The sequence below is a fragment of the Treponema sp. R6D11 genome (assembly GCF_054786075.1).
The window spans coordinates 1-991 of record NZ_BDHD01000460.1; the positions used below are offsets into that span (position 1 = coordinate 1).

The 991-nt window shown below is 46.3% G+C and carries 2 protein-coding genes; both read right to left on the reverse strand.

Annotation, left to right across the window (positions count from 1 at the left end):
* Positions 1-441 (reverse strand): hypothetical protein (locus tag ACYVTD_RS13960; RefSeq protein ID WP_461248330.1); only part of this gene is annotated, 441 nt, incomplete at its 3' end.
* Between the two features lie 127 nt (positions 442-568).
* A partial coding sequence (locus ACYVTD_RS13965; RefSeq protein WP_461248331.1) for a hypothetical protein occupies positions 569-991 on the reverse strand: 423 nt, incomplete at its 5' end.

Below are 991 nucleotides of genomic sequence, written 5' to 3' on the forward strand. Positions count from 1 at the left end.
TTTTTTTTCAAGCAGAAGACGGCATACGAGATTCGCCTTAGTCTCGTGGGCTCGGACTTTCCTCATCCGTTCGACGTGCTCGGCGATGTCCTCGGTGGTCGGCTTTGATTTCACTTCGACTATCATTACCTTGTCGCCATTTTTTAAGGTGATGTCTATTTCCGTGGATATGCCGTGTTCCACATCCTTAATAACTGAATGAGGGTAAGCCTCGGTAAACACAAAGCCAAGATCCTGGAACTTGGTCAGTAAATTAGGCATGACCATATACTCGACCATTTCGCCGAAACGGTTGCCCAGTTTGCCAAGTTGTTTGTCAAGCCGTTCGGCGTTTTCTTTCATTATGCGGTCGGTTTCTTTCTGCCGCTCGGCGACTTCCCGCAAAATTGCCCAGATTGTTTCGGGGGTGGGTTTTTCATTGTAGGTTTGCGCGGTTTCCATTACTGGCTCCTGTAATAAATCTATTCATTTTGACAGATGCTTGCAAGAGCTTAACAAAACCTTACAAAAGGGAACTTCTAAATAGTGTCTGTCCACAAAGTCGGTTACTTTGCGGACAGACCTTGCCTTACTTTACTCTGGTAAATAAATACTCACTGCCGCCTATTACTAACGCTAGACCATTACTTCTGATTATAAAAGTATGTACACCGCCATCACTGTCAGTACAAATCCCGTTATTACCCGATACAGTGTATGTTCCACTCGTACTCTCACCCCCGCCAGTGGAATATTTTTCCTCATATGTAAAGGTGTTGGTTCCAAAGCTAATAGTAGCCGAAACATGGCCGACACTATTATCTGGACCGACATCTATCTCAGCTTTCCACGTGGTGTTCGCTACGGGATTGGGCTCTTTGCCGCCCTGATTGTTCCCCTGCGGAGTTAACGTGCCAGGGGCCGTTGCCGTTGTGTTGTCGTCAAGGGGAATGGTTCCATCGATTTTGGTCATTGTACCTGAACTGGTTACAGTTACTGTAAATGCTTCGCC